20 protein-coding genes are annotated in these 21,617 nt (G+C 68.1%); 10 read left to right on the forward strand and 10 right to left on the reverse strand.

Annotation, left to right across the window (positions count from 1 at the left end; genetic code table 11):
* Together pth and ychF are read left to right on the forward strand one after the other, a co-directional pair.
* On the forward strand, nt 1–738 hold the full coding sequence (gene pth / locus G539_RS0117620; protein WP_029076369.1) for an aminoacyl-tRNA hydrolase: 738 nt from the start codon (nt 1–3) through the stop codon (nt 736–738).
* 10 nt (nt 739–748) lie between these two features.
* The gene (ychF, locus tag G539_RS0117625) at nt 749–1,843 is read left to right on the forward strand and encodes a redox-regulated ATPase YchF (RefSeq protein ID WP_029076370.1); all 1,095 of its coding nucleotides are present in this window, start codon (nt 749–751) and stop codon (nt 1,841–1,843) included.
* An 80-nt stretch (nt 1,844–1,923) separates the two neighbouring features.
* Here ychF and G539_RS26360 read toward each other — a convergent pair whose 3' ends face one another.
* From G539_RS26360 to G539_RS0117655, 6 genes are all read right to left on the reverse strand, one after another.
* Nucleotides 1,924–2,847 (reverse strand): DUF4282 domain-containing protein, encoded by a 924-nt coding sequence (locus tag G539_RS26360; protein WP_051231591.1) that lies wholly within the window; start codon nt 2,845–2,847, stop codon nt 1,924–1,926.
* Between the two features lie 45 nt (nt 2,848–2,892).
* Entirely contained in the window at nt 2,893–3,537 is a 645-nt protein-coding gene (locus tag G539_RS0117635; RefSeq protein ID WP_029076371.1) for a glutathione S-transferase family protein, read from the reverse strand.
* Between the two features lies 1 nt (nt 3,538).
* Nucleotides 3,539–4,081 (reverse strand): adenine phosphoribosyltransferase, encoded by a 543-nt coding sequence (locus G539_RS0117640; protein ID WP_029076372.1) that lies wholly within the window; start codon nt 4,079–4,081, stop codon nt 3,539–3,541.
* A gap of 130 nt (nt 4,082–4,211) precedes the next feature.
* A complete protein-coding gene (locus tag G539_RS0117645; protein WP_029076373.1) occupies nt 4,212–5,087 on the reverse strand; it encodes an S-methyl-5'-thioadenosine phosphorylase in 876 nt (291 codons plus the stop codon).
* Nucleotides 5,088–5,293: 206 nt separating this feature from the next.
* Complete coding sequence (gene hemF, locus G539_RS0117650; RefSeq protein WP_425402362.1) at nt 5,294–6,190, reverse strand: oxygen-dependent coproporphyrinogen oxidase; 897 nt, start codon at nt 6,188–6,190, stop codon at nt 5,294–5,296.
* Nucleotides 6,168–6,665, reverse strand: a complete 498-nt coding sequence (locus G539_RS0117655) for a tRNA (cytidine(34)-2'-O)-methyltransferase (protein WP_029076375.1) — start codon at nt 6,663–6,665, stop codon at nt 6,168–6,170. The genes hemF and G539_RS0117655 overlap by 23 nt, the downstream gene beginning before the upstream one ends.
* 62 nt (nt 6,666–6,727) lie before the next feature.
* On the opposite strand from G539_RS0117655, the gene G539_RS0117660 reads away from it, so the two are divergent.
* The 5 genes from G539_RS0117660 to G539_RS0117680 all read left to right on the forward strand — a co-directional run bounded on the left by G539_RS0117660 (nt 6,728) and on the right by G539_RS0117680 (nt 13,922).
* Nucleotides 6,728–8,578, forward strand: coding sequence for an ABC transporter ATP-binding protein (locus G539_RS0117660; RefSeq protein WP_029076376.1), 1,851 nt, complete (start codon nt 6,728–6,730; stop codon nt 8,576–8,578).
* Nucleotides 8,579–8,976: 398 nt separating this feature from the next.
* Nucleotides 8,977–10,812 carry an ABC transporter ATP-binding protein gene (locus G539_RS0117665; RefSeq protein WP_029076377.1) on the forward strand — a complete coding sequence of 612 codons (1,836 nt, stop codon included), beginning with the start codon at nt 8,977–8,979 and terminating at the stop codon, nt 10,810–10,812.
* 348 nt (nt 10,813–11,160) lie between these two features.
* Entirely contained in the window at nt 11,161–11,721 is a 561-nt protein-coding gene (petA, locus tag G539_RS0117670; RefSeq protein WP_029076378.1) for a ubiquinol-cytochrome c reductase iron-sulfur subunit, read from the forward strand.
* 19 nt (nt 11,722–11,740) lie between these two features.
* Nucleotides 11,741–13,009 (forward strand): cytochrome b, encoded by a 1,269-nt coding sequence (locus G539_RS0117675; protein ID WP_029076379.1) that lies wholly within the window; start codon nt 11,741–11,743, stop codon nt 13,007–13,009.
* A 28-nt stretch (nt 13,010–13,037) separates the two neighbouring features.
* Nucleotides 13,038–13,922, forward strand: a complete 885-nt coding sequence (locus tag G539_RS0117680) for a cytochrome c1 (RefSeq protein WP_029076380.1) — start codon at nt 13,038–13,040, stop codon at nt 13,920–13,922.
* Between the two features lie 45 nt (nt 13,923–13,967).
* Here G539_RS0117680 and G539_RS25305 read toward each other — a convergent pair whose 3' ends face one another.
* From G539_RS25305 to G539_RS25310, 4 genes are read right to left on the reverse strand one after another with little or no spacing between them, the layout of a single operon-like run.
* Nucleotides 13,968–15,203 (reverse strand): CCA tRNA nucleotidyltransferase, encoded by a 1,236-nt coding sequence (locus tag G539_RS25305; RefSeq protein WP_035831539.1) that lies wholly within the window; start codon nt 15,201–15,203, stop codon nt 13,968–13,970.
* A 5-nt stretch (nt 15,204–15,208) separates the two neighbouring features.
* Nucleotides 15,209–15,469, reverse strand: a complete 261-nt coding sequence (locus G539_RS0117690; RefSeq protein ID WP_029076381.1) for a DUF6111 family protein — start codon at nt 15,467–15,469, stop codon at nt 15,209–15,211.
* Nucleotides 15,470–16,111: a CoA pyrophosphatase gene (locus tag G539_RS0117695; RefSeq protein WP_029076382.1), complete on the reverse strand. Its 642-nt coding sequence runs from the start codon at nt 16,109–16,111 to the stop codon at nt 15,470–15,472.
* Nucleotides 16,108–16,869 (reverse strand): DUF1285 domain-containing protein, encoded by a 762-nt coding sequence (locus G539_RS25310; protein ID WP_245576900.1) that lies wholly within the window; start codon nt 16,867–16,869, stop codon nt 16,108–16,110. Before G539_RS25310 ends, G539_RS0117695 begins: the two co-directional genes overlap by 4 nt.
* On the opposite strand from G539_RS25310, the gene G539_RS0117705 reads away from it, so the two are divergent.
* The 3 genes from G539_RS0117705 to G539_RS0117715 are packed head-to-tail and all read left to right on the forward strand — an operon-like array spanning nt 16,856 to nt 21,607.
* The gene (locus G539_RS0117705; RefSeq protein ID WP_029076383.1) at nt 16,856–17,872 is read left to right on the forward strand and encodes an AAA family ATPase; all 1,017 of its coding nucleotides are present in this window, start codon (nt 16,856–16,858) and stop codon (nt 17,870–17,872) included. The genes G539_RS25310 and G539_RS0117705 overlap by 14 nt on opposite strands.
* Before the next feature lie 4 nt (nt 17,873–17,876).
* The gene (locus tag G539_RS0117710; protein ID WP_029076384.1) at nt 17,877–18,794 is read left to right on the forward strand and encodes a DUF58 domain-containing protein; all 918 of its coding nucleotides are present in this window, start codon (nt 17,877–17,879) and stop codon (nt 18,792–18,794) included.
* Nucleotides 18,791–21,607 (forward strand): DUF4159 domain-containing protein, encoded by a 2,817-nt coding sequence (locus G539_RS0117715; protein WP_029076385.1) that lies wholly within the window; start codon nt 18,791–18,793, stop codon nt 21,605–21,607. The genes G539_RS0117710 and G539_RS0117715 overlap by 4 nt, the downstream gene beginning before the upstream one ends.
* Nucleotides 21,608–21,617: the final 10 nt, after the last annotated feature.

A 21,617-nucleotide genomic window follows, 5' to 3' on the forward strand; every position in this document is an offset into this window, starting at 1 on the left:
ATGCTCCTCATCGTCGGTCTCGGTAACCCGGGCAGCCAGTACGCGCTCAACCGGCACAATATCGGCTTCATGGCGGCGGATGCGATCCACCGCCGCCATGGCTTCAGCCCTTGGCGCTCCAAGTTCCAGGCGCTGGTCTCCGAGGGCACGCTCGCGGGGCGCAAGACGCTCCTGATGAAGCCCCAGACCTACATGAACGAAAGCGGCCGCGCCGTCAGTGAGGCCGCCCGCTTCCACAAGATCCCGAATGCCGACATCGTCGTCATGCACGACGAGCTCGATCTGCCGGCCGCGAAGATCCGGATGAAGACCGGCGGCGGCCATGGCGGCCACAACGGCCTGCGCTCGATCAGCGCCCATGTCGGCGAGGATTACCGGCGGCTGCGCCTCGGCATCGGCCATCCGGGCTCCAAGGAGCTCGTGCACGGCTATGTCCTGCATGACTTCGCCAAGGTCGACGGCGAGTGGATCAACCCGCTGCTCGACGCCATCGCCGACAACGCGGCGCTGCTCGCCGACGGCAAGGACAGTACCTTCGGCAACCGGCTGCACCGCAGCCTGGAGCCTGAGAAGCCGGCGAAGCCCGCCAAGGCCAAGGCGGAAGCCAGCGCCAATGCGCAGGCCAAGCCATCCGCGGGTGACCGCGCGGTCGCCGCATCGATTTCACCAGCTTCGCCGCCGGCCGGCGGGCCGTTCGCGGCGGGGCTGAAGCGCCTCTTCGGCGTCAAGGACGAGTAAGGAACACCCAATGGGCTTCAAATGCGGGATCGTCGGCCTGCCGAATGTCGGCAAGTCGACCCTCTTCAACGCGCTGACCAAGACGGCGGCGGCGCAGGCGGCGAACTATCCGTTCTGCACGATCGAGCCGAACACCGGCGAGGTCGCGGTTCCGGATCCGCGCCTCGACAAGCTGGCCGAAGTCGGCAAGTCGCAGCAGATCGTGCCGACACGCCTCACCTTCGTCGACATCGCCGGCCTCGTGCGCGGCGCCTCGAAGGGTGAAGGCCTCGGCAACCAGTTCCTCGCCAACATCCGCGAAGTCGACGCCATCGCCCATGTGCTGCGCTGCTTCGAGGACGGCGACATCACCCATGTCGAAGGCCGCATCGACCCGGTCGCCGACGCCGAGACGGTGGAGACCGAGCTGATGCTCGCCGATCTCGACAGCCTCGAGCGCCGCGTCACACCGCTGCGCAAGCGCGCCGCCACCGACAAGGAGGCGAAAGCCCAGGTCGTCCTGATGGACGCCGTGCTGGAGCTGCTGCGCGAAGGCAAGCCGGCGCGCCTGCTCGACGTCTCGGCCGAGGATCGCCCCGCCTTCAACGCGCTGAACCTCCTGACCTCCAAGCCCGTCCTCTATGTCTGCAATGTCGAGGAAGCCGCCGCCGCCACCGGCAACGCCCAGTCCGCGCGCGTCGAGGAGATGGCGAAGGCACAGGGCGCCGGCTGCGTGACGATTTCGGCCGCCATCGAGGCCGAGATCGCCCAGCTCGACTCGGCCGAGCAGGCCGAGTTCCTGGAGACGCTGGGTCTCGAGGAGCCGGGCCTCGACCGCCTGATCCGCGCCGGCTACGACCTCCTCGGCCTGATCACCTATTTCACGGTCGGCCCGAAGGAAGCCCGCGCCTGGACGATCACCAAGGGCACGAAAGCCCCGCAGGCCGCCGGCGTGATCCATTCGGATTTCGAGCGCGGCTTCATCCGCGCCCAGACGATCGCCTTCGACGACTACACCCGCCTCGGCGGCGAGGCCGGCGCCAAGGATGCCGGCCGAGCCCGCGACGAAGGTAAGGAATATGTCGTGGCGGACGGCGACGTCCTGCTGTTCCGCTTCAACACCTGAGGCGAACGTTTCAAACAAAAAGGCCCGGCGAACGCCTGTTCACCAGGCTTTTTTTGTCAGGGATCGAAGGGCGAGGCGCCTTAGCCGGCCTTCGGCTTCTCGACCTCGCGCGCCAGAGCCTTGGTGATCTCGTCCTCGAGCGTGTCGGCGACCGGGGCGGGCTCGACGGGCGCGGCGGCGGCATCCTTGCCCGCCGCCTTCTTCTCGTCCGGCCGCTTGGTCTCTTCCGTTCTCCGGGCGTCGTCGGGTTTCTTGCTCTCGGCTCGCTTGGCTTCGGCCGCGGGTCGAGCTGTCGGCTTGACCTCCGGCGCGAATCCAGCGGCAGCGGTCGCCGGGTCGGCCGCCACGACCGGCTCCGCCAGACCGCCCCGACCGCCGGTGGACGGCGACTTTTCAGGGTGCGAGACAGGCGCGGGCGATGGCGCGCGCGCCGACGCGGCCGCCCCGCCCTCGCGACGGGCGCGGATCTCGGCGAGACGCGCCTCGAGCGAACTCGTCTCCGGAGACTTCGGCTCCACCGGCTTCGGTTCCACCGGCCCGGGCTCCGGCGCGAGCGGCTCCTGCCAGTCGAGATCGAACGACTGCGGCGGCATCGCGGACACGGGCTCCGGTTCGGCGAGCGCCAGCTCGAGCACATCGGCAAAGGACCGCGCCGGCTCCACCGGCTCGACCGGCGGGACGGCGGCGTGCGGCGCCGGAGCGTGCCGCTCAGCCGCCGGGGCGAGGCCATCCCGGATATCCATCAGGTTCTCGTTGACACGGAACAGCATGATGACGGCTTCGCAGAGCGTGCGCGCCATCACGATGCCGGCGAAGCCGCCGAGGATGCTCAATGCGATGGCGAGGAGGCCTCCGGCCGGATCAGCGGCGACCTGCACCACGCCGCCGACCACGCCGGCGACGCCAAGCAGCACCGCGATAGCCGTCAACAGCCAGAACAGCAGCTCGATGAACGACGTCGCGACGAACCGATCCCATTTGAAGAGATCGAGGAAAGAAATCATGCCGTCACTCCAAGCACCACGCGCGCAACCGGCCGCGTCACATTCTCACAACTCGCGCCGCGCCGCATCTTCCCACGCCCTGAACCCGGCATCCGCGAGCATTGTGGCGACATATTCGCCGGCGATGTCGGACATCTTCGGCTCATAGGTGCGGATTCGGCTGACGACCGGCGCGAACATCGCATCCGCGATGGTGTACCGACCGAAGAGATAGGGCCCGCCGGTCCCGAAGGCGGCGCGGCAATCCCGGAAGATCGCGTCGATCCGCGCGATGTCGGCGGCAACCCCGGGTTCATCCAGCCCGACACCCGGCAGATGCGCGAAGAGATCCATCGCCAGCGCCATACGGAGCGGCCGGAAGCCCGAATGCATCTCGGCCGAGATCGAGCGGGCGGTGGCGCGGGCGACGCGATCGGCCGGCCACAGACCAGCTTGCGGATAGCACTCCGCCAGATATTCGCAGATGGCGAGCGAATCCCAGACCTTGACCGGCTCGTCGCCGCGACGGTCGATCAGCAGCGGCACCATGCCCGTCGGGCCTAGTGCCACCGCCTCCGCCTTGCCGGCGGGTGTCCGGTGCGCCAGCACCACTTCCTCGAACGGCGCGCCGGTCTGGCACAGCGCCAACCAGGGCCGCATCGACCAGCTCGACCAGTGGCGGGAGCCGATAACGATGGTGAAATCCGGCATCTCAGTGGCCTTCGAAGGAAACCAGCGTGCGGACCGGAACGTCGAGGGCGCGCAGCCGCTCGGCGCCGCCGAGTTCAGGCAGGTCGATGACGAAGCAGGCCGCCTCGACGATGGCGCCGCGCTTGCGCAGCAGCTTGACGGCGCCCTCGGCCGTGCCGCCGGTCGCGATCAGGTCGTCGACGAGAATGACCCGGTCGCCCTCGCCGACGGCATCGACATGCATCTCGATCTCGTCCGTGCCGTATTCGAGCGTGTAGGACATGTTGACGGTCTTGTAGGGCAGCTTGCCCTTCTTGCGGATCGGCACGAAGCCGGCCGAGAGCTGGTGCGCCACCGCGCCGCCGATGATGAAGCCGCGCGCCTCGATGCCCGCCACCTGGTCGATCTTGGCGCCCGCCCAGGGCTGAACCAGTTCGTCGATGGTGCGCCGGAAGGCGCGCGCGTCGCCGAGCAACGTCGTGATGTCGCGGAACTGAATGCCCGGCTTCGGATAATCCACGATGGTGCGGATCGAGGCGGCGATTTCGTTCAGTGCAGAGGTCATGATGGCTTTCGAGGTTCGGCGGCGCTGCCGCTAGGCTTGCCCCAGCTTTGCCTCCGCGTCCAGTTGCAGGGCGTTGAAAAGCCGGACGCGGACAAGATGTTCGCCGTGGCGAGGGAGCGTCCGGAACGCCTCAGCGCGCCAGAACGCGGCCGGCAACGGCGTCGAGCTTCGCCAGCCGCGAGGGATCGCGGGCCTGCGGCGCCGTCATGATCGCGTGATCCAATGCCCGGTCGGACCCGATCGGACAGGCTTCATGCTCGGCCGGAAAGTCGCGGGCGAGCCGGGCGACGAGACGCTGCGCCTTGTCGCGGTTCTCGCCCAGCACCTTGATCACGGCGTCGACCGTGACCGCCGCATGGCCCGGATGCCAGCAATCATAGTCCGTGACCATGGCAATGGTCGCATAGGAGATCTCCGCCTCGCGCGCGAGCTTCGCCTCCGGCATGTTGGTCATGCCGATCACATCCGCGCCCCAGCTTCGATGCAGATGCGATTCGGCCGCGGACGAGAATTGCGGCCCCTCCATGCAGACATAGGTGCCGCCGACATGATGGTCGATCGCCTCCGCCTCGGCGGCGCGGCGGATCTGCTCCGCCAGCTTCGGCGCGACCGGGTGCGCCATCGAGACATGCGCGACGCAGCCATTGCCGAAGAAGCTCGACGGCCGCGCCACGGTCTTGTCGATGAACTGGTCGACGAGCACGAAATCGCCGGGGAACAGTTCCTGCTTCAGCGACCCGACGGCCGAGACGGAGACGAGGTCCGTCACGCCGGCGCGCTTCAGCGCGTCGATATTCGCACGGTAGTCGATGCCGGACGGCGATAGCCTGTGCCCCCGGCCGTGCCGCGGCAGGAAGACGATCTCCGTTTCGCCGATACGGCCAAAACGGAGCTGGTCGGACGGCTGGCCCCAGGGACTGTCGACCGTCCGCCACTCCGCATCCTCAAGTCCGGGAAGGTCGTAGAGACCCGATCCGCCGACAATGCCGAGAACCGCCTTGGTCATGGATAGCTACCTGCCTTGTCCGTGAAGAACAGAGGATCGCAAAGCGCCCGGCCAAGCTCAAGCGAGTTCATCGCCACGGATTGGCTGGACCACTGCGCCCTTCGACCAACCGGCGGGCCCGGTAGATGGTTGGATCCCGGCTCGGAGGCCGGGATGACGGCGAGCGTGGAGCGACGGCCGGCGATCTCTCGCAAGAAGCAAAGCGTCTACGGCCACTTCACCACGGGCGGCATCGACGACAGGATCGAATCGATGTTGCCGCCGGTTTTCAGGCCGAAGATCGTGCCGCGATCGTAGAGCAGATTGAACTCGACATAGCGGCCGCGCCGGATCAGCTGCTCCTCGCGGTCCGCCTCGGTCCAGGGTTGGTCCATGTTGGCGCGGACCGCCGCGTCATAGGCGGTCAGGAAGCTCGTGCCGACATCCCTAGTGAAGGCGAAGTCGGCGTCCCAGTCGTCGGAATTATGGCCGTCATAGAAGATGCCGCCAATGCCGCGCGGCTCGTTGCGGTGCTTCAGGAAGAAGTACTCGTCGCACCACTTCTTGTAGCGCTCGTAGTCGGCGACCGGATGGCGGTCGCAGGCGCCCTGCATGGCGGCGTGGAAGGCGATGGTGTCGGGATCTTCCTGCGTGCGCCGGCGGTCGAGCACGGGCGTCAGGTCGGCGCCGCCGCCGAACCACTGGCGCGTCGTCACGACCATGCGGGTGTTCATGTGCACGGCGGGCACGTTCGGATTGGTCATATGGGCGATCAGCGAGATGCCCGACGCCCAGAAGCGCGGATCCTCGGCGGCGCCCGGGATCTCCTTGGCGAATTCCGGCGCGAAGGTGCCGTGCACGGTCGAGACGTGGACGCCCACCTTCTCGAACAGGCGGCCATGCATCAGCGCCATGGTGCCACCGCCGCCATCGGCGCCGGTATGATCGGTGCGCTTCCACGGCTTGCGCTCGAACCGGCCGACCTTGTCGCCATAGAGCGCGGGCGACGCCGCGTCCTCCAGCGCCTCGAAGCCGGCGATGATCCGGCCCTGCAGTTCCGCGAACCAGGCGCTCGCGCGGGCCTTCTTGTCGTCGATTGCGTCAGGCAATGCCATGTTTGTCATCCTCAACAGCGTGGGCGTCCGGCAGAAAGCCGGTCTGCCTCAGCGCCTCGCCTGTTACCATGGCCACCGTCATGGCGAGATTGATCGAGCGCAAACCGGGCCGCATCGGGACGATCAGTCGCGCCTCGGCCCGCTGGTGGACCGATTCGGGCACGCCGGCGCTCTCGCGGCCGAACAGCAGGACGTCGTCGGGGCGGAAATCAAAGTCGACATAGGACTGCGCCGCCTTGGTCGAAAGCAGCACCAGCCGCGCACCCGCCCCGGCGCGCCAGGCCTCGAACGTCTCGAACGAGGCATGGCGCCGGAGCGCGGCACGCTCCACATAGTCCATTCCGGCTCGCTTCAGCCCGCGGTCGGAGAGATCGAACCCCGCCGGCTCGATGATGTCCACGCCCACGCCGACACAGGCGGCGAAGCGCAGGATCGCGCCGGTGTTGTGCGGGATGTCGGGCTGGTAGAGCGCAATGCGGGGCATATCGCCTTCTCGGCTGGCGGTTGGCACGGCGGCGGTGCCGCAAAGGTGATACAGGATTCGGCATGCTCCGCTACTTCGAACATCTCATCGACCCGTTCACGCCGGAGGAAAGCGAGCCGCCCACGGGGCTCCTCGCCTTCTATCGCCATTTCCTGATGCCGGTCTGGCCCTATGTCCTGGCGCTGATGGCGGCCGGGTTGCTGGTGTCGCTCGCCGAGGTGGCGATCTATTCCTATGTCGGTCGGCTCGTCGACCTGATGACGAAGGGCGATCCGGCGAGTTTCCTCGCGGATCATGGCTGGCAACTGGCCGGGATGGCGATCGTCGTGGTCATCCTGAGACCGCTGGTCAACGCGATCCAGACCATCCTGTCGAACCAGACCCTGCCGCCGGCACTGACGGCGCGCGTACGCTGGCTGAACCATCTGCACGTCCTCGGCCAATCCTACACCTTCTTCCAGAATGACTTTTCCGGCCGCATCGTCACCAAGATCGTCCAGACCGGCTCGGCGCTGACGCAGTCGATCACCCAGCTCATCGACGCGCTCTGGGTCATCTCGGTCTTCGTCGTCTCCGCCTTCGTCATTTTCGCCGATGTCAGCCTGCTGATGGCGGTGCCGCTGGCGCTCTGGGTGCTGGCGCTCGCGGCGCTCGCCTATGTCTTCGTGCCGAAGGTCCGCAAGCGCGCGGCGGCGGCGTCGGAGGCCCGCTCGCTGCTGACCGGCCGCCTCGCCGATATCTATGGCAATATCCAGACGGTGAAGCTGTTCGCCCGCGATGGCCGCGAGGAGGACACGGCGCGCAGCGCCATCGCCGAACAGACCGGCCGGCTGCTCGACCAGAACCGGCTGCTGACGACGCTGTCGATCCTGATGCAGGTGACGAATGCGCTCCTGATCGGCGCGACCGGCGCGGCCGCCGTGGCGCTCTGGATGCGGGGCGCGATCAGCGCCGGCGAGACGGCCGTGGCGCTCGGCCTCGTGATGCGCCTCACCGTGATGTCGGGCCGCGTGATGATGACGTTGACCGGCCTCTTCGACAATGTCGGCACGGTCGAGGACGGCATGCGGACGATTGCCCGGCCGCACGGTCTCACCGACCAGCCGGACGCGCCGGAACTCGTCGTGTCGAAGGGCGAGATCACCTTCGACAAGGTCGTGTTCGGCTATGGCGGCAAGGCGCCGGTGCTGCGCGGCGTCGATCTCGTCATCCGTCCCGGCGAACGCATCGGACTGGTCGGGCGTTCCGGCGCCGGCAAGACGACGATGGTCAACCTGCTGCTCCGCCTCTACGACCTCGAGAACGGCGCGATCCGCATCGACGGCCAGGCCATCTCGACCGTGACCCAGGCGTCGTTGCGCGCGGCAATCGGCGTCGTCACGCAGGATACGGCGCTGCTGAACCGCTCGGTGCGCGACAACATCCGCTACGGACGACCGGATGCCAGCGACGCGGCGGTGCGCGCGGCGGCGCGCCAGGCCGCGGCCGACGCGTTCATCGAGGGCCTTTCCGATCCGCGCGGCCGCACCGGCTACGACGCCCATGTCGGCGAGCGCGGCGTGAAGCTCTCCGGCGGCCAGCGGCAGCGCATCGCCATCGCCCGCGTGCTGCTCAAGGATGCGCCGATCCTGGTCCTCGACGAGGCTACCTCGGCGCTCGATTCGGAGATCGAGGCGGTGATCCAGGAACAGCTGGAAACACTGATGGCCGACAAGACCGTGATCGCCATCGCGCACCGTCTCTCGACCATCGCGGCGATGGATCGGCTCGTCGTCATGGACGAGGGCCGGATCGTCGAGACCGGCACGCATCGGGAGCTACTTGCGGCGCAGGGTCTCTACGCCGCGCTCTGGGCGCGCCAGTCGGGCGGTTTCATCGGCGGTCTGGCGCCGAGCGAGCTCGTGACGGGCTGACGCCCTGTCACTCTTCGGCAACAAGCCGCCCGCAAAAGCCCGCGCACGTCACAAAGGGGAAGATCCGGGCCGCAAATCGGTCTAGGAAGGACAAATTGTCCCAGTTGCAGCGTCGCCGCGCCCGCAACGCAGATCCAGGAGGGTTGGATGGAAAATATCCTGTCGAACATCCGGCCCGCGATCTGCCTCTTCCAGATGGCCCATCCCGCCGTCTGACCCGAGACCTCCCGACCGACTGAACCCCACGAAGCCGCGCCCCGCGGCGGGTTCACCGCTCCCAAGGCACATCGCCACGCCGGATGCAGGCCGTCTCCTCCCGGAGATTCGCGCCGCGCCCCGATCCTTTCGCCGCGCCGCGTGGCGCGGTCCAGCCCAGCATGAAACCCCTAGACATATCCATGTTCCGCTATTTCGAATCCCTGATCGATCCGTTCCGGTCGCATGACGAAAGCATGCCACCGGCAACGTTGCTCGCGTTCTACTGGCGTTACTGCCGGCAGATCTGGCCGTTCCTTTTGATCCTGATGGCGATCGGCCTGATCGTCTCGCTGATCGAGATCGCGATGCTTCGCTATATCGGTTCGATCGTCGACCTGCTGAAGTCGACGACGCCGAGCGAAATCTGGGCCGACTACGGCCCGACCTTCCTCTGGATGGGTTTCGTCATCGTCATCGCGCGGCCGCTGGCGGCGCTGGCGCACGATCTTCTGAACCAGCAGGCGATCGCCCCCAACTTCACCAACCTGATCCGCTGGCAGACGCATCACTACGTCATGCGCCAGTCGATCACCTTCTTCGCCAACGACTTCGCCGGCCGCATCGCCTCGAAGATCGTGCAGACCGGTCCGGCGCTGCGCGAATCGGTCGTGCAGGTGATCGACGCGCTGTGGTTCGTGACGATCTTCGCCGGCTCGGCGCTGGTGATCTTCTGGAGCGCCGACTGGCGGCTGGCCATGCCGCTGCTGCTTTGGATCCTCGCCTATATCGCGACGCTCTCCTGGTTCGTGCCGCGCATCCGCGATCGCTCGACCATCATGTCGGAGATGCGCTCGCAGCTGACCGGCCGCATCGTCGACAGCTACACCAACGTCCAGACGGTGAAGCTGTTCGCCCATCCCGAGCGCGAGGACGACTACGCCAAGGAGGCGCTCGTCGAGCACACGGCCGCCTTCAAGGACGAGACCCGGCTGATCACCGCGATGAACGCCACAGTGTCGGCCCTGAACGGCCTGCTTGTCATGGCGACCGGCGCGCTCGCCGTCTGGCTCTGGTCGCTCGACGCGCTGACGCTCGGCGCGATCGCCGTCGCCGCCGGCCTCGCCATCCGCATCACCAACATGTCCGGCTGGATCATGTGGGTGGCGGTCGGCATCTTCGAGCAGATGGGCACGGTGCAGGAGGGGCTGGAGACGATCGCGCGTCCCTACGCCCTGCGGGACAAGCCAGACGCCAAGCCTCTGGTGGCAAGCCACGGCGAGATCCGCTTCGAGGATGTCCGCTTCCACTATGGCAAGGCGGGCGGCGTCATCGAGCACCTCAACTTCACGATCAAGCCGGGCGAGAAGGTCGGCCTGGTCGGCCGCTCCGGCGCGGGCAAGTCGACGCTGGTCAACCTGCTGCTGCGATTCTACGACGTCGAGAGCGGCCGCGTGCTGATCGACGGCCAGAACGTCGCCGACGTGACGCAGGACAGCCTCCGCCAGCAGATCGGCCTGGTCACCCAGGATACCTCGCTGCTGCATCGGTCGGTGCGCGACAACATCCTCTATGGCCGGCCCGACGCGCCGGAAGAAGCAGTGGTCGCGGCGGCCCGCCAGGCGCACGCCGAGGAGTTCATCGCCGGCCTGTCGGATCCGAAGGGGCGCACCGGCCTCGACGCCCATGTCGGCGAGCGCGGCGTCAAGCTCTCGGGCGGCCAGCGGCAGCGCATCGCCATCGCGCGCGTGCTGCTCAAGGACGCGCCGATCCTCGTCCTCGACGAGGCGACCTCCGCGCTTGATTCGGAGGTCGAGGCGGCGATCCAGGAGAGCTTCTCGCGCCTGATGGCCGGCAAGACGGTGATCGCGATCGCCCACCGCCTGTCGACGATCGCGGCGATGGACCGCCTGATCGTGCTCGACCAGGGGCGCATCGTCGAGACGGGAAGCCACGAGGAACTGCTGCGCCATGGCGGCCTCTATGCCGGACTCTGGCGCCGGCAGTCCGGCGGCTTCCTCGATCTGGACGGCCATTGAGCTGGGATTCCGGGGGAGGACGGCCATCGCCCTCCCCCGCCTGGTGCGGCGCAGCAATGTCGGGCGCAGGGATTTCGAGGGTTTTGGCGCACAGGCCGGACGCCGTTTCATCCCCCCGCGCAGGCCGCCCGAGCCGATGCGGCCATCCCGCGACAATGTGCGCATCCGATGTCCACTCTCTGGACATTCTTCGTCGTCGGTGGCTAAACAGCTTCTAATCTGGCAGATGGGAGACCGGGCGGTTTTCCCATCATTTTCGGCCGACTGCATTTCGTACGCATGGAAACGCGGTGCAATTGGCCGATGACGACGGCAGCTCCCGCTTCCGAGGATTGAGAGGGGACCATTTTGGCTGAAACCGCTACGGCACTACCCACCCGCCGCGACTTTCTATTTATTGCGACCGGTGCCGTGGGCGCCGTCGGTGTCGCGGCGGCCGTCTGGCCCTTCATCAATCAGATGAATCCTGACGCATCGGCGCTCGCACTGGCGTCCACCGAAGTCGACATTTCCGCGCTGCAGCCCGGCGACACGCTGACCGTGAAGTGGCGCGGCAAGCCGGTTGTCGTGCGCAACCGCACCGAGGCCGAAATCGACGCCGCCAGGAACGTTCCGCTGACCGATCTGAAGGATCCGGTCGCGCGCAACGCCAACCTGCAGCTCGACGCCCCGGCCACCGACGCCAATCGCGCCGCGCCCGGCAAGGAAAACTGGTTCGTGATGGTCAACGTCTGCACCCATCTGGGCTGCATTCCGCTTGGCCAGCAGGGCGAGTTCGGCGGCTGGTTCTGCCCGTGCCATGGCTCGCACTACGACACGGCCGGCCGCATCCGCGGTGGTCCGGCTCCGGAGAACATGGCCGTTCCGGTCTATTCGTTCCTGAGTGACACCAAGATCAAGATCGGCTGACCGGGAGAAAATCGACATCATGTCCGGCCCATCGACCTATCAGCCGCAAAACGGTTTCCTGAAGTGGTTTGAGTCGCGCCTTCCGCTCGGCGGCCTCATCCATTCCTCGTTCATCGTGTTCCCGAACCCGCGGAACCTGAACTACTGGTGGACCTTCGGCGGCATCCTCGCCTTCATGCTGGTGGCCCAGATCGTCACCGGCGTCGTGCTGGTGATGCACTACACGCCGCACACCTCGCTCGCCTTCACCTCGGTCGAAGGCATCATGCGCGACGTCAACTACGGCTGGCTGCTGCGCTACCTGCACGCCAACGGCGCGTCGATGTTCTTCATCGCCGTCTACGTCCACATCTTCCGCGGCCTGTACTACGGTTCCTACAAGGCCCCGCGCGAAGTGCTGTGGGTGCTCGGCATGATCATCTTCCTGCTGATGATGGCCACCGGCTTCATGGGCTACGTGCTGCCGTGGGGACAGATGTCCTTCTGGGGCGCCACCGTGATCACGAACCTCTTCTCGGCGATCCCGATCGTCGGCGAGACCATCGTGACCTGGCTCTGGGGTGGCTTCGCCGTCGACAACCCGACGCTGAACCGCTTCTTCTCGCTGCACTACCTGCTGCCGTTCGTCATCGCCGGCGTCGTCGTCCTGCACATCTGGGCGCTGCACGTTCCGGGCTCGAACAACCCGACCGGCGTTTCCGTCAAGTCCGAGCAGGACACCCTGCCCTTCCATCCCTACTTCACCGTCAAGGATGCGCTCGGCCTGGTCGTCTTCCTGATCGTCTTCATGTGGTTCACCTTCTACCTGCCGAACTACATGGGCCATCCGGACAACTACACCCCGGCCAATCCGCTCGTGACCCCGGCGCACATCGTCCCCGAATGGTACTTCCTGCCGTTCTACGCGATCCTGCGTTCGGTTCCCGACAAGCTCGGCGGCGTCATCGCCATGTTCGGCGCCATCGCCGTGCTGTTCGCGGTGCCGTGGCTCGACACCTCGAAGGTCCGCTCGGCGAACTTCCGCCCGCTCTATCGCCAGTTCTTCTGGATCCTGGTGATCGTCTCGATCGGCCTCGGCTATCTCGGCTCGCGTCCGGCGGAAGGTGGATACGTCATCGCCTCGCGCATCCTGACGATCTACTACTTCTTCCACTTCCTGGTGATCCTGCCGCTGCTCGGCCTGTTCGAGAAGCCGAAGCCGCTGCCCGCCTCGATCACCGAGTCGGTTCTCGGCAAGGGTGCGGCCAACGTCACCGCCGGTGCGCCCGCCGCGCCGCAGACCAAGTAAGCCGCGAGAGGATCACGGATCGATCATGATGAAGACCCTTTCCGAGAAAATCGCGCGGTTTGGTCTGGCCATCTCCCTCAGCGTCGCCGCGGCGACGCTGGCGGTCGGCCCGGTCAACGCCGCCGAAGAAGGCGCGGCCGCCGCGCCGCACTACCCGCTCGTCAAGCCGCCGCAGGAGCCCTGGAGCTTCGCCGGCGTCTTCGGCCGGTTCGACACGGCGCAGCTGCAGCGCGGCTACCAGGTCTACAAGGAAGTCTGCGCGGCCTGTCACTCGATGGACCTGATGAGCTTCCGCAACCTGGCGCAGCCGGGCGGCCCGCACTTCACCGAAGCGCAGGCCAAGGCGGTCGCCGAGAGCTTCCAGGTCCAGGACGGCCCGAACGACGAAGGCGACATGTTCGAGCGCCCGGCGCGTCTGTCGGACCGCTTCCCGGCGCCGTTCCCGAACCATCAGGCCGCCGCCGCCGCTAACAACGGCAAGGCGCCGCCGGACCTGTCGCTGATGGGCAAGGCCCGCGCCGTCGAGCGTGGTTTCCCCTGGTTCATCCTCGATATCTTCACGCAGTACCAGGAAGGCGGCCCGGACTACATCCACGGCCTGCTGACCGGCTACAAGGAGCCCCCGGCGGGCACCGAGGTCGGCCCCGGCCTGCACTACAATGTCGGCTTCGCCAGCGGTTCGGCGATCGCCATGGCGCCGCCCCTCTCCGACGGTCAGGTGACCTATTCGGACGGCTCGCCCGAGACGGTCGACCAGTACTCGCGCGACGTCTCGGCCTTCCTGATGTGGACCGCCGAGCCGCATCTCGACGCCCGCAAGCGCATCGGCTTTCAGGTCATCATCTTCCTGATCGTCTTCGCCGGCCTGCTCTACTTCACCAAGAAGAAGATCTGGTCGCGGATCGCCCACTGAGGCGCGCCGGACACGAAATGAAAAGGGCCCCGTCGGGGCCCTTTTTTATTGCTGCTGCTGTTGTTGCTGATGGTGCCGCAGGAATGCCCGCAACCGCTCCCGCAGCGCCGTGGCATCTTCCCGGAACCCGCCGGCGATCCACTCGCGCTCGGCATGCTTGAGCAGCAGCCCGACCAGCGGGCCGCGATCGACGCCAAGCTCGACGACATCGCGACCCGAGAGCGGGAAGACGGGGATGGCCCAGTCCCGCGCCATGCCGCCGCGCGACCGGAAAGCCGCCTCCGACACGAAGCCCTTCGCGGCGGCGAAGGCGAGCCCGTCCAGGAACGCCCCCTGCCCCATCCGGTAGAGCGTGGCCGGATCGCTTTCCGGCCGTGTGGTCGCGATCTCCTCGCCCGCTTCCAGCGCCCGGCGCATCCGGTTTCGCTCGGCGTTGGAGAGACGGAAGCGCACCGCGATGCGATCGACATCCTCCTGCACCCGCCCGAACAGCACGGCGAAGCGCAGTGCCGCCACCGGACCATCCGGCTCGAAGCGCGGCAGGCGGGCCAGGGCGACGAGATCGCCGACGCCAGCGGCGACCAGGGGCAGGATGCCGCTCTCCTGCATCGTCGCGAGCGTGACGGCGGCCGCCGGCGCGATCGCCAGCTTGCGCATTTCCTGGCCGATCCGCTCGGCCGAAAGCGAGGCCAGATCGTGCCGCGCGCGGATTGTCGCCGCGAGGCCGTCCGCGTCGAGCGGACCGACACCATAGGCGGCGTGGAAGCGGAAGAAGCGCAGCGCCCGCAGCCGATCCTCGGCGATCCTCCGGTCGGCCGAACCGATGAAGCGCACACGCCGCGCGGCGATGTCGGCGAGGCCGCCGACCGGATCATGGATCCGCCCGGCGAGATCGACCGACAGCGCGTTGATGGTGAAATCCCGCCTGGCCGCGTCGGCCAGCCAGTCATGCCCGAACCGGACCACGGCGCGGCGGCCATCCGTCTCGATGTCCTCGCGCAGTGTCGTCACCTCGACGACGTGGCGATGGCCGATCACCGTGACCGTGCCGTGCTCGATCCCGGTCGGCGCCGTCTTGAGGCCTGCCGCCTCGGTCCGAGTGATCACCGTCTCGGGCGTGGCGGTCGTGGCGATGTCGACATCCGCCACGGGGAGGCCCATCAGCGTGTTGCGCACCGCGCCGCCGATGACGCGGGCTTCCTCGCCATCGCGGGAAAGCAGGGTCAGGACCTCGCGGACCAGAGGATCGGCGAGAAACGCCGCGTCGCGGCAGTCCTCCATGGCCTTCAATCGAAGCCTCCCGGCACCAGCACGCCGTCGCGGAATGCGGCGGGATGATAGGTCGTGCCGGCCTGCCCCCCGGAGAAGGATACCAGCGCCAGGATAGCGACCAGGACCAGCGCCATGCCGATCGCCGACAGGCGCGAGAGCACGCTATACGACCATGCGTTCCCCTCCGCGCCACGGGTCGCGAGTTGTCGCCAGCCCGCATAGACGATGAACGGGATCAGGAAGCAGACGATGGAAACGGCAATAAATCTCAGCATCTATTCGTAGAGCCGTTCATAGAGACCACGGATGATTCCGGCGGTCACCCCCCAGATATGGTGTTGATCATAGGGCATTTCGTAGAGCAAATGCCTCACGCCATCAAACTCGCGCGTGATCGTCTGATGGTTGCGCGGGCTCATCAGGAAGGACAGCGGAACTTCGAACGCGGCGTCGACCTCATCCGGGTTGAGGACGAGCCGATGCTCCGGCGCGACCCGCGCCACGATGGCGGTGATTCGATAGCCCGTGCCGGCGATATAGGGGTCGAGCCGGCCGATCGGCTCGACGAGCCCCGGATCGAGCCCGATCTCCTCCTGCGCCTCGCGCAGCGCGGCCGCGGCCGCGCTGGCGTCGGTCGGGTCGATCTTACCGCCGGGGAAGGCGATCTGGCCCGGATGCTTGCGCAGTTGCATCGTGCGTCGCGTCATCAGCACGGTCGCGTTGTCGCGCTCGACGACGGGAATGAGCACCGCCGCCTCGCGCGAGACGAAGCCGCGCGGCGGCACATATTCGGGATTGATGACGAGGGTCTCGTCGCCGGCATCGCGACCGGCGTCGAGCGGGCGCAGCCGGTCGCGGGCGCGCTCGAAGAAATGGTCGGGCGTGAACGGGCTGGCCCGATCGATCGCGGCCGTCATGGCACCGCCTCCAGGGGCGAACCGGCGGGCCCGGCGCGTCCGATCACGAAGAAATCACCGCGCGAGACCACGCCGATCTCGCCGCCGCGTTCCTCAAAATGCCCCGCGAGCTCATGCACCACCGACCGTGTCAGGCGCGCGTCGAGCCCGCCGCGCACCCGCACATAGGGAACCAGGCCGCCATCCGCGTCGGACGCCACCCGGAGCGGATGCTCGGCATCGACGGTCACCACATCGCCGACATTGGTGCGAAGCACGATCGCCTGGGCGCCACTTGCGTCGCCGTCTTCTGGCGCGACGACGAGCTCGACCGCCAGGAAAGGCACGTCATCGACCCGGATGGTGAGCTTTTCGGCCGGCGTCACAAGCACATAGCTGCCATCGGGCTCGCGCCGCAGCACCGTCGCGAAGAGCTTGACCAGCGCCTCCCGCCGGATCGGCAGGCCTTCGTGATGCCACACGCCGGCACGATCGATACGAATGTCGATCGTGCCGCAATGCGCGGGGTTCCAGAGATGCACCGGCGCCGGCCCGCGGAACTGTCCCGCCCTGTCGATGAGCGCGGAGAGGGCAGAACCGTCCGCCGCTGCCGGCTCGGCCTTGGTTTCGCCCCGCTTTGTAACTGACATGCTAAGATCATCCTGCCGTGCATGGCTGACGTCGCCATGCCGGTCGTGCGAAGATTGAGGGGTGATCGAGTCATTCGATCTCGTCACGACCGCAACCGAAACTATATGGGCCGATATGAGCGCGTTCAATCAGACCTCCATCGCCGACGCCGATCCCGCCCGCACGGTTGCCGAGGCGGATGCCGCCGTCGCGACGATCCAGGCCGCGCGCGATGCGATCGGCAAGGTCATCTACGGCCAGGAAACCGTGATCGAGCGCGTGCTGATCACGCTGCTTTCCGGCGGCCACGGCCTGCTCGTCGGCGTCCCCGGCCTCGCCAAGACCAAGCTCGTCGAGGCGCTCGGCGTCGTGCTCGGGCTCGACGAACGACGCGTGCAGTTCACGCCCGACCTGATGCCGTCCGACATTCTCGGCTCCGAGGTCATGGACCAGGACGATGAGGGCCACCGGTCATTCCGCTTCCTGAAGGGCCCGATCTTCGGCCAGCTCCTGATGGCGGACGAAATCAACCGCGCCAGTCCGCGCACGCAATCCGCCCTGCTGCAGGCGATGCAGGAATACCATGTCACCGTCGCCGGCCAACGCTACGACCTGCCGAGCCCGTTCCATGTGCTCGCCACGCAGAACCCGCTCGAGCAGGAGGGAACCTATCCCCTGCCCGAGGCGCAGCTCGACCGCTTCCTGCTGCAGATCGACGTGCTCTATCCCGATCGCGACGCCGAGCGGCGAATGCTGTTCGAGACGACCGGCGCCACCGACGCGGTTGCGGAGCGCGTCACCGACGCCGCCGCGCTGAAGACGATCCAGGGGCTCGTCCGCCGCCTGCCGATCGGCGAGAGCGTGGTCGAGGCGATCCTGAACCTCGTGCGCTCGGCCCGGCCCGGCGAGATTTCCGACAGCAAGCTCGCCGGCGTGATCGCCTGGGGTCCCGGTCCCCGCGCCAGCCAGGCGCTGATGCTGGCGGTCCGCGCTCGAGCCCTGATCGACGGGCGCTATGCCCCCTCCGTCGACGACGTGCTGGCGCTGGCGGAACCGGTCTTGCAGCACCGCATGAGCCTGAGTTTCGCCGCCCGGGCCGACGGGCTTTCGGTGCGGGATGTCATCGGGACCCTCAAGTCACGTATCGGGTGAAGTCTTGAGCGAACCGCGCGCCTCCGTGCCGACAGTCCGTGAGGTCGGAACGACTCTGGCCGAGGCGAAGAGCCTTGCCCGCAGCCTCCCCGACCTACTGGTCGAGGCGCGACGGGTCGCGACCACCGTACTGGCCGGCTGGCATGGCCGCCGGCGCGCCGGGCCCGGCGAAACCTTCTGGCAATTCCGCCCCTTCGTCGCCGGCGAGGCACCTGGCCGGATCGACTGGCGCCGTTCGGCGCGCGACGAGCACCTCTATATCCGCGAGCGCGAATGGGAGGCGGCCCACACGGTCTGGCTCTCGGCCGACCTGTCCCCCTCGATGGATTTTCGCTCCAAGCTGGCGGTCGCCTCGAAGCGCGATCGCGCGCTGGTCATCCTGCTCGCGCTCGGCGACATGCTCGCCGCCGCCGGCGAGCGCATCGGCCTGCTCGGCCTCGGCGATCCCGTGCTGTCGCGCAACGCCGCCGAGCGCCTCGCCGAGACGCTGGCCCACGCGAACGACGGCCAGCCGGCCCTCCCCTCCGCGATCCGCCTCGGCCGCTTCGCCGACCTCGTGCTGATCAGCGACTTCCTCGATCCGATCGACGAGATCGAGGCCCGCCTCGCTGACTATGCCCGGCAGGGCGCGACGGCGCATCTGGTCGAAATCCGGGATCCGGTCGAGGAGATCTTTCCCTATGCCGGGCGTACCGAGTTCCGCGATCCCGAAAGCGGGTTCCTCTACACGATCGGTCGCGCCGAACAGATTGGCGAGGACTATCGCCGCCGTTTGGTCGCGCGCCGAGAGACGCTCGCCGCCACCTGCCGCCGGCTCGGTTGGAGCTACTTGACCCACCGTACCGACCACCCGACGACGGAGCCGCTGCTCGCGCTCCATGCCCGGCTTTCGGCGCGCGTCGCCGGCGGAGCACGGCCATGATGGGGCTGCCGCTCGCCTTCGGCGCCCCGCTCGTGCTGGCGGCGCTCGTGCTCCTGCCGGCCATTTGGTGGCTGCTCAAGCTGACGCCGCCGCGGCCGCGGCTGGAGCACTTCCCGCCGACCCGCATCCTCGAGGAAATCGCCAAGCGCGACGAGCAGCCGGCGCGCAGCCCGTGGTGGCTGACGGCGCTTCGCCTGCTGCTGGCCGGGCTCGTCATCCTCGCGCTGGCGGCGCCGATCTGGCGCCCGACCGGCGAGACAGCGCCCGGCGACGGCCCGCTGCTCCTCGTCATCGACAATGACTGGGCGGCAGCGCGCGACTGGAAGACCCGTGTTGATACCGCCCAGCGCATTGTCCAGATCGCCGAAAGCGCCGGACGGCCGATCGGCCTGATCGCGACGGCCGAGCCGCCGAACCAGGAGGCAGCACCGACGGATGCCGCTACCATCCGGACCCGGCTCGACGCGCTGGCGCCACGGCCCTATCCGACCGACCGCGCCGCCATCGCCGCGGCGCTCGGGACGTCGGCGCCGGCGGCGGGCTTCGGTGGCGTCGCCTGGCTGTCGAACGATCTGGGCGGCCCGGATGCCGAGGTTTTCTCGCGCTTCCTGACCGAAACCATCAAGGCGCCGGTCACCGTCTACGGCCGGGACGGCAAGGCCCTGCTCGGGCTTGCTGCGCCGGTCGCCACCGCGGATTCGCTGACGCTGTCGATCCTCCGCAGCGAAGGCGCGGCAAGCGCCGGCCGGCTGGTCGCCCGCGACATGCGCGGCCGCTCGATCGGCGAGGCGCCGTTCGCCTTCGAGGCCGGCGCGCTCAAGGCCGAGGCGTCGTTCGACCTGCCGGCCGAGTTGCGCAACGAGATCGTCCGCGTCGAGATCGCCGGCAACGAGACGGCTGGGGCCGTACAGCTGCTCGACGACCGCTTCAAGCGGCGCCGCATCGGCCTGATTTCCGGCGGATCGAGCGACAACGCCCAGCCGCTGCTCTCGCCGCTCTACTACATCACCCGCGCCGTGCAGCCCTTCGCCGACGTGATCGAGCCGCGCGACGCCAACGCGGCCAAGGCCGTGCCGCAGATGATCGAGGCCGGCGCTGCCGTGATCGCCATGGCCGACATCGGCACACTGACACCGGACGTCGAGACGCGGCTCGCCGACTGGGTCGAGGCCGGCGGCACGCTGCTGCGCTTTGCCGGGCCGCGCCTCGCCGCCGCCAGCGGCAATACGGATACACTGATCCCGGTGCGCCTGCGCGAGGGCGGCCGCGTGCTCGGCGGCAGCCTGTCCTGGTCGACGCCGCAGCCGCTCGCCTCCTTCTCGCCCACGAGCCCGTTCGCGGGGCTGACGATCGCGCCCGACATCGAGGTGCGCCGCCAGGTTCTGGCCGAGCCGGACGGCAATCTGCCGTCGCGCACCTGGGCAGCGCTCGGCGACGGCACGCCGCTCGTTACCGCCGCGCCGCTCGGCAAGGGCTGGCTCATCCTCGTCCACGTCACCGCCGACGCGAGCTGGTCGAACCTGCCGCTTTCCGGAACCTTCGTCGAAATGCTGCGCCGCATCGCCGCCTTTGCCTCCGTCCCGCAGATCGAGGCGGGCAAAACCCTGGAGGGCGCTGCATCCGGGGCGACGCTTGCCCCCTACCGGCTGCTCGACGGTTTCGGCCACTTCGTCACCAGCGACCCTCTGGCACGGCCGGTCACGGCGACCGGGGCGCTGCCGCCGCCGAGCCGCGAGCATCCGCCCGGCCTCTATGGCGCCGATGACGGCTTCCGCGCCATCAACGTGCTGGCGCCCGACGCGACCCTGCCGCCCTTCGACCCGGCGACCCTCGAGGGCGCCGAGATCCGGCCGTATCCGACGACGGCGCCGCTCGACCTTTCGCCCTATCTACTGCTCGCCGCGCTTGCCTGCCTGATCGCCGATGCGCTCGCCGTGCTGTGGCTGAATGGCGGACTGCGGATGCGCGCCCGCGCCGCCGCGCTTGTTATCCTTTCGTTAACCCTGCCGCATGCGTTCGGCCCCGTTCCGGCGCGCGCCGACGCGGCGAGCGACCAATTCGCGATCGACGCGGTCAACACCTCGCGGCTCGCCTATGTGACGACGGGAAATCGCGAGATCGACGACATGAGCGAAGCCGGGCTCGCCGGCCTGTCGCGGGCGCTCGCCGCCCGCACTGCGCTGGAGCCGAGCGAACCGCTCGGCGTCGACGTCGCCAAGGACGAGCTGAGCTTCTTCCCGCTGCTCTACTGGCCGATCGATCCTGGCGCGCCGATGCCGGACTCCAGCACGCTCGCCAAGATCGACGCCTACATGAAGCAGGGCGGCTCGATCCTGTTCGACACCCGCGACGAGCTCGACCGCGCGCCGGGCACGACCGGCTTCGGCGGCACACCGGCGGCCGAGCGGCTGCGCGCCATGCTGTCCGGGCTCGATATCCCACCGCTCGAGCCGGTGCCGTCCAACCACGTGCTGACCAAGGCGTTCTACCTGCTCGAGGACTTCCCCGGCCGCTACAGCGGTGGCCCGCTCTGGGTCGAGGCTTCGCCGCCCGAGGACGACGCGGCCGCGGCCGAGCGCCCGGCCCGGCCGGGTGACGGCGTCTCGTCGATCCTGATCACCGAGAACGACCTCGCCGCCGCCTGGGCGACCGATCCGGACGGGCGCTACCTGGTGCCGACCGTGCCGCCCGACCCGCGCCAGCGCGAACTCGCCTACCGAACCGGCATCAACATCGTCATGTACACGCTGACCGGCAACTACAAGGCCGACCAGGTGCACGTGCCGGCCCTGCTCGAGAGGCTTGGACAGTGAAGAGGGCTCG

This window comes from Kaistia adipata DSM 17808 (assembly GCF_000423225.1).
Taxonomy (GTDB): domain Bacteria; phylum Pseudomonadota; class Alphaproteobacteria; order Rhizobiales; family Kaistiaceae; genus Kaistia; species Kaistia adipata.